This window comes from Gemmobacter caeni (assembly GCF_003054195.1).
GTDB classification, from domain to species: Bacteria; Pseudomonadota; Alphaproteobacteria; order Rhodobacterales; family Rhodobacteraceae; genus Gemmobacter; species Gemmobacter caeni.
This window is the reverse complement of sequence record NZ_QBKP01000052.1, coordinates 1-4,712: the sequence shown is the minus strand read 5'-3', so window position 1 is coordinate 4,712 and position 4,712 is coordinate 1. Positions and strand designations below refer to the sequence as shown.

Here is a 4,712-nt window from a genome sequence, read left to right as displayed (position 1 = left end):
GGGCCTCCATCGTTGGATGGAGTGAATATGATTATCAGGCATATTCCTGTCAATGCCTAACGGGCATAATGTTGCCTGTGGATAATCCGACATTCTGCATTGCGCAGAAGTTAATCCGCGCCAAACTAGAACGAATTGGGAACGGGTGTTGATATGGAGACGCTGATTCGCGGCTTAGGTCGCCGAGAACTGTGGGCTTTGCTGAGGCTGATTGCGGGCGCTGATGTAGAGTTTACTTGCGCGACATCGCTTCGAGAACCACCAAAGCCGCCTCGCGCTGACTAGGGTCCATACGATTGATGGCCTGCAAAACCCGCAACTGTAGCTCTGGCAGGCCGAACAGCTCTGCTTCGGAAACTGAGAGCGCGTGCGCTAGCTTGGAGACCATTTCGGACGTGAAGTTGGCAGTCCCGCTTTCGATCTTGGATATCGTTGCTTGGTTGACCTCTGCCATCTCAGCAAGCTGAGCCTGAGATAGGCCTTTGGCTTTACGGATAGAGCGGAGGTTCTGCATGAGATGATTATGCACTTACTGATCTATACAGGCTAACGCCCCCGGGGAATATAGATGCTTGACAGGCATATGCCTGATAGGCATTTATGCAGGGTATGGCAAACCTTGCGTCTTTCCTTACCGAGACTGGCGAAACTCAGGTCGAGTTCGCAAAGCGCGTTGGCGTAAGCCAAGGGACTGTCTCCAAGCTATGTGCGGGACAGATCACACCATCGTTGCCACTTGCTGTTCGGATTGCGCGTGAGACAGGCGGCAGGGTGCCGGTGGATGCATGGGTAAGGGATGCTGCTTGATGCTAGTCCATCAGCCCAACCATCTCCAAGAATTCAGCTTCGGTCAAAATCGGGAGGCCGGAAGCGATGGCCTTTTCCCGTTTGGCTCCGCTGCCAGCGCCAAGCACAAGGTAAGCGTCATAAAATTCGTGCGAAAAGTCGACGTTGGTCTTGACGACACCGTTGCACGCCCTGACGGTATCCTGCGCCTCTTTTCGCTTCATCGTGGAAAGCGCGCCGGAGAATACAAAGATGGCACCGTTAAGGTCGCCAGAAGGGGTCCGCAGGGTCTTTGCCTCGACTGCGTTGATGAATTTTATGGCAACCTGGGGGTCTTTGCGCACCATGCGGGCGAGTTCCGCAAACTCATCGACAAAGCTCGCCTCTTCGTCGTGGATTATGCCGTCGGCAGATATAACCCGATCAAGCGCCTTCTCGAAGCGTTCAACGGCCCCGGGATTCATAGTGAGCGTTGTGACCATGTGGTTTTTCAGCGCTTCCAGTTGTGGACGCATGTTGGCGATAGTTCGGCCAAGCGCGTCCATTTCCTCGATAGTTGGAAGTGCTGCAATCTCGCCGTTTCGGTGCAGATGGACGGCCTCCATCTCTGCCCAAGCCATGATGCGGTCAAGCTCTTCGATGTGAAAGCTGCCGTCCGCGTGCCCGCAGGCAACCAGAACGGAAAGTGGCGCGAGGATGCAATCGCGGAACTCCCGCGGTTGGCGCGGCGGGATGATGAAGCTCTGCTTTTCTATGTCTTCGGCGGCAGAATGGCGCTTTTTGGGAATGCTGATCCCGAGGGTATTCGTAACAAAGTCGGCGCCGTCGAACACTTCGCCATCTGCGGTAATGACGCACTTGATCCGGTCGGCCCTGAAGGTTCTCATGGCCTTACGCATGTGGCAAAGGGCGGTGATCAATACTGTATCGCCGTTATAATCGGCGCTCATGAAAGTCACCGGGCGGCGCGAAAAGCTGCCCGCAGCATCAACATATTCTATCTGACAGAAAAGATTCTCCAGCGCTTCGTGATCCCGGCTTGGGCCGTCACTTGGCGTAAGATCTTCTGTCTGGGTGACGGTTTCGGTGCTGTCTTCGATCTCTTGGCCAATGACCTCTTTGGCAAGTTCGGGAGGCGGCGATTGCTTTGTCGATGCGCGCCCAAAAATCCAACTCAGAAACGACATTTCATGATTCTCCCTCGGGTTGAGATCGAGGCTAACCTGCCCTCCGAGCGGCGGGCAATAACCCTGCATTGTGAGGTGGCCTGATGTCACAGAGCGCTCTCCGCAAAATCGCACCGGCTGACCTTGCCCCGCGCCGGGGTCAAATGTGCCGTGCCAATGCGTTTGACCGGGGCAGGGGTGCGGCGGCGGCGCGGCGGGTCACGGTGGCGCCGATCATCACGCGCCATGCGGCGATGGTGTTCTGGGCCGATCTGGTGGCACGGCGCTGTGCCAGCCGCGAGGAATGCGCGGTGATGTTCGCGGTCACCTTCCAGACCGCCTGCAACTGGTTCGACGGGTTTTCCTGTCCAACCGGCGACAAGGTGATGATGGCCATGCGGATGTGGCCGGATGAATTCACGGGGGGCGGCGATGTGGCCTGAAACGCAAATGGCGGCAGGTTTCCCCCACCGCCATTCACCACGCCTGTCTCCCATGGGCTATTGTCATTGGCTTCGCTCAGATCAGCGAGGCTTGATCGTCTCCAGCAGCAGGTGCGCTGCCAAGGGCGGCGTGGACGCGACCCTGATTGGTGCCCAGCATTGCCGCGATGTCCTGCACCTTGTGCCCTTCAGCGCGCAGAATGCGCGCAGTTCGAGCTTCATCTTCGGTCAGGTTTCGCGGGCGCGTGATGCTGATTTCGTTGATTTCCACCCCCGTGATGGGGTGGCGGATCATGGCCATGGGTTTCACTCCTTCATGGCTATGTGCGGCAGGCAGGCGGGAACCTGTTCTGGCGCTGGTGGTGCCGTGCGGATGTGGACGGCGCGGCTTCGCCGCGGGGGCGGTTTGGTTGAGCGAATCGCCCCTGCACCACAAATGGTATGCCTGCACAATCCGTTGGGCGAGTCCTTTGACGTCTTGCGGATATATAGTCCCACAATCTCAGTTTTCGCTGTTCGCCCGTCCTCCCTGAGGGGTGGCTGCCTCGACCTCTCTGTCTCTGTCGGGGCGGCAAACTCGGGCGGCGCTGTCCCGTCGCCCGCCTTTTATTCCCACACGTCAGCACAAGGCCGGGGGTTCCATGCCTCCCGGCGCCGCACCGGGGCACGGCGGCTGCTGGCGATGGCGTGCCCGCCTCTTGTTGGAGCGTTGGCGGGGTGCGGTTCGTGCCCCGTCAGCGTCCACGGGGCGAAATTCGCGGGATGGCCCGCGGATGCGCGCCGGGCGCTTTCCCGGCAGGCCCTTGCGGTTCTGGTGCGGCGGTCCGGGTTGTTCCACCCGGACCGCATCTGCACGGGGGCTGTGTAATGGCGGCGCCAAGTGCAAAGCCGCTGTTCCGGGCGATACAGGGCGGGCATCGCCCTGATGCGCGGCAGGATGCCTTGATGGATCTGCCGGAGGTGCGAGCGCCGGATGTGCGGCGCGATCACGACTTTTACCCGACCGGCCAGCCCGAGGCCATTCGTGGCCTTTTGGCGCATGATGGCGAGGTGATCCGATCTTGCGGCTCTGTCTGGGAAAGTGCCTGTGGCGATGGTGCGCTGGTGATGCCGCTGCGCGAGGCGGGGCTTCAGGTGGTCGCCTCCGATATCGTTGACCGTCGCTGCCCTGATGCCGAGGTGCGCGATTACTTCGATGTCAGCAAGAGCCCGGCGCAGGCGATCATCATGAATCCGCCCTACAATCTGATCAACGCCCGCGACGGGCGCGGCCGGTGGCTGCGGCATGCGCTGGATATGCCGGGCTGGTCTTACATGGCCTTGCTGCTGTCATGGGATTGGCCGGCTGCGCGGGCCAACGGGCTTGGTGAGCTGCTGGAGGCGCAGCCGTTTTCCTACTGCTACCTGATGCGCTGGAAGCTGGACTTCACGGGCGAGGGCAGCCCGCCGCAGCGCAATGCCTGGTTCGTCTGGCAGCGCGACTGGAGCGAGGTGCCCATGCAGATGCGGTTCATGGATCGCATCGACAACCGCCAGCGCCCTTTGTTTCCCGAAGGTGATCTATGACCAAACACGACCAATCCCTTGCACGGCAGATCGCGGAAGAGGTTGCCGCCAGATATGGGGTCGCCGTCGCCCCCGGTGCGGTGAAGATCGTGCCGCGGGGCGTTTCAGGTGTCGAATATACCGATTTGGGCGGGATGACCGGCTGGCAGCGCAAGAGTGAGGCCGCACGCCGCAATCAGGCGCGCGCGCGGCGGTTGCGGCAAGCGGATGCGGCAGGCGGGTCTGTTGCGCCGGTCGTATCCCCCGAGGCCGAGGCCGATGCGCGCCACCGGGCGCAGCTGCTGGCCTTGCTGGCCGAAGGGGTGCCGCGCGGCGATCTGGCGGTGCGGATGGGCATGTCCGACAGGTTGCTTCAGGCCTTCGCGGCGGGGCAGCGGATCGCGCTTCCCGCCCGGCCACGCAAGTCGCGCGCCAGGGCGCACCCAAAGCCGAAGGCTGCCGCGAAGGTGAAGGCGCCCAAGGTGCCCAAGGTCCCCAAGGCCCCGAAGGCGAATGACGGGCTGTCCGGCGCCGCGCGGGCGCGGGCCAATCTGGCCCTCATTGCCGAGGACCGCCGCAACAAGCGCGCGGCTCGGCTGGATGAAATGCGCGGGCTGATCGCGCAGGGGATGGGGGTCATGGATATATGCGCCGCCATGGGTCTGACCGAAAGCGTTGTGCGGCGCGAGGTGCGGGCGCTGGATGTCCGGCCTGTCCGCGCGCTGACAGAGGCGGGGCTGGCGGCACAGGCGCGCAGGCAGGCGCTGCTGCG

Annotated in this window: 7 protein-coding genes; 4 read left to right on the top strand and 3 right to left on the bottom strand. The window is 61.7% G+C overall.

Annotated features, from left to right (window positions below; all coding sequences use genetic code 11):
• Positions 1 to 232: 232 nt before the first annotated feature.
• Positions 233 to 514, bottom strand: coding sequence for a helix-turn-helix domain-containing protein (locus C8N34_RS25490; RefSeq protein WP_108131034.1), 282 nt, complete (start codon positions 512 to 514; stop codon positions 233 to 235).
• Between the two features lie 86 nt (positions 515 to 600).
• On the opposite strand from C8N34_RS25490, the gene C8N34_RS27360 reads away from it, so the two are divergent.
• On the top strand, positions 601 to 807 hold the full coding sequence (locus tag C8N34_RS27360) for a helix-turn-helix transcriptional regulator (protein ID WP_211317747.1): 207 nt from the start codon (positions 601 to 603) through the stop codon (positions 805 to 807).
• A 2-nt stretch (positions 808 to 809) separates the two neighbouring features.
• Here C8N34_RS27360 and C8N34_RS25480 read toward each other — a convergent pair whose 3' ends face one another.
• Complete coding sequence (locus C8N34_RS25480; protein ID WP_158640820.1) at positions 810 to 1,973, bottom strand: BRCT domain-containing protein; 1,164 nt, start codon at positions 1,971 to 1,973, stop codon at positions 810 to 812.
• An 83-nt stretch (positions 1,974 to 2,056) separates the two neighbouring features.
• Between C8N34_RS25480 and C8N34_RS25475 the strand changes: the two genes are divergently transcribed.
• Positions 2,057 to 2,395, top strand: coding sequence for a hypothetical protein (locus tag C8N34_RS25475; protein ID WP_145693944.1), 339 nt, complete (start codon positions 2,057 to 2,059; stop codon positions 2,393 to 2,395).
• A 76-nt stretch (positions 2,396 to 2,471) separates the two neighbouring features.
• Here C8N34_RS25475 and C8N34_RS25470 read toward each other — a convergent pair whose 3' ends face one another.
• Positions 2,472 to 2,696 carry a helix-turn-helix domain-containing protein gene (locus C8N34_RS25470; RefSeq protein ID WP_108131031.1) on the bottom strand — a complete coding sequence of 75 codons (225 nt, stop codon included), beginning with the start codon at positions 2,694 to 2,696 and terminating at the stop codon, positions 2,472 to 2,474.
• Positions 2,697 to 3,262: 566 nt separating this feature from the next.
• Here C8N34_RS25470 and C8N34_RS25465 point away from each other — a divergent pair.
• Positions 3,263 to 3,961, top strand: coding sequence for a hypothetical protein (locus C8N34_RS25465; RefSeq protein ID WP_145693947.1), 699 nt, complete (start codon positions 3,263 to 3,265; stop codon positions 3,959 to 3,961).
• Positions 3,958 to 4,712, top strand: a 755-nt coding sequence (locus tag C8N34_RS25460; protein ID WP_108131029.1) for a hypothetical protein, incomplete at its 3' end; no start/stop codon positions are given. The genes C8N34_RS25465 and C8N34_RS25460, both read left to right, overlap by 4 nt.

What these genes read in the sequence shown, in the direction of transcription:
- C8N34_RS25490 (WP_108131034.1), bottom strand. Translation starts at nt 514, where the DNA reads ATGCAGAACCTCCGCTCTATCCGTAAAGCCAAAGGCCTATCTCAGGCT.
- C8N34_RS27360 (WP_211317747.1), top strand. Translation starts at nt 601, where the DNA reads ATGCAGGGTATGGCAAACCTTGCGTCTTTCCTTACCGAGACTGGCGAA.
- C8N34_RS25480 (WP_158640820.1), bottom strand. Translation starts at nt 1,973, where the DNA reads ATGTCGTTTCTGAGTTGGATTTTTGGGCGCGCATCGACAAAGCAATCG.
- C8N34_RS25475 (WP_145693944.1), top strand. Translation starts at nt 2,057, where the DNA reads ATGTCACAGAGCGCTCTCCGCAAAATCGCACCGGCTGACCTTGCCCCG.
- C8N34_RS25470 (WP_108131031.1), bottom strand. Translation starts at nt 2,696, where the DNA reads ATGGCCATGATCCGCCACCCCATCACGGGGGTGGAAATCAACGAAATC.
- C8N34_RS25465 (WP_145693947.1), top strand. Translation starts at nt 3,263, where the DNA reads ATGGCGGCGCCAAGTGCAAAGCCGCTGTTCCGGGCGATACAGGGCGGG.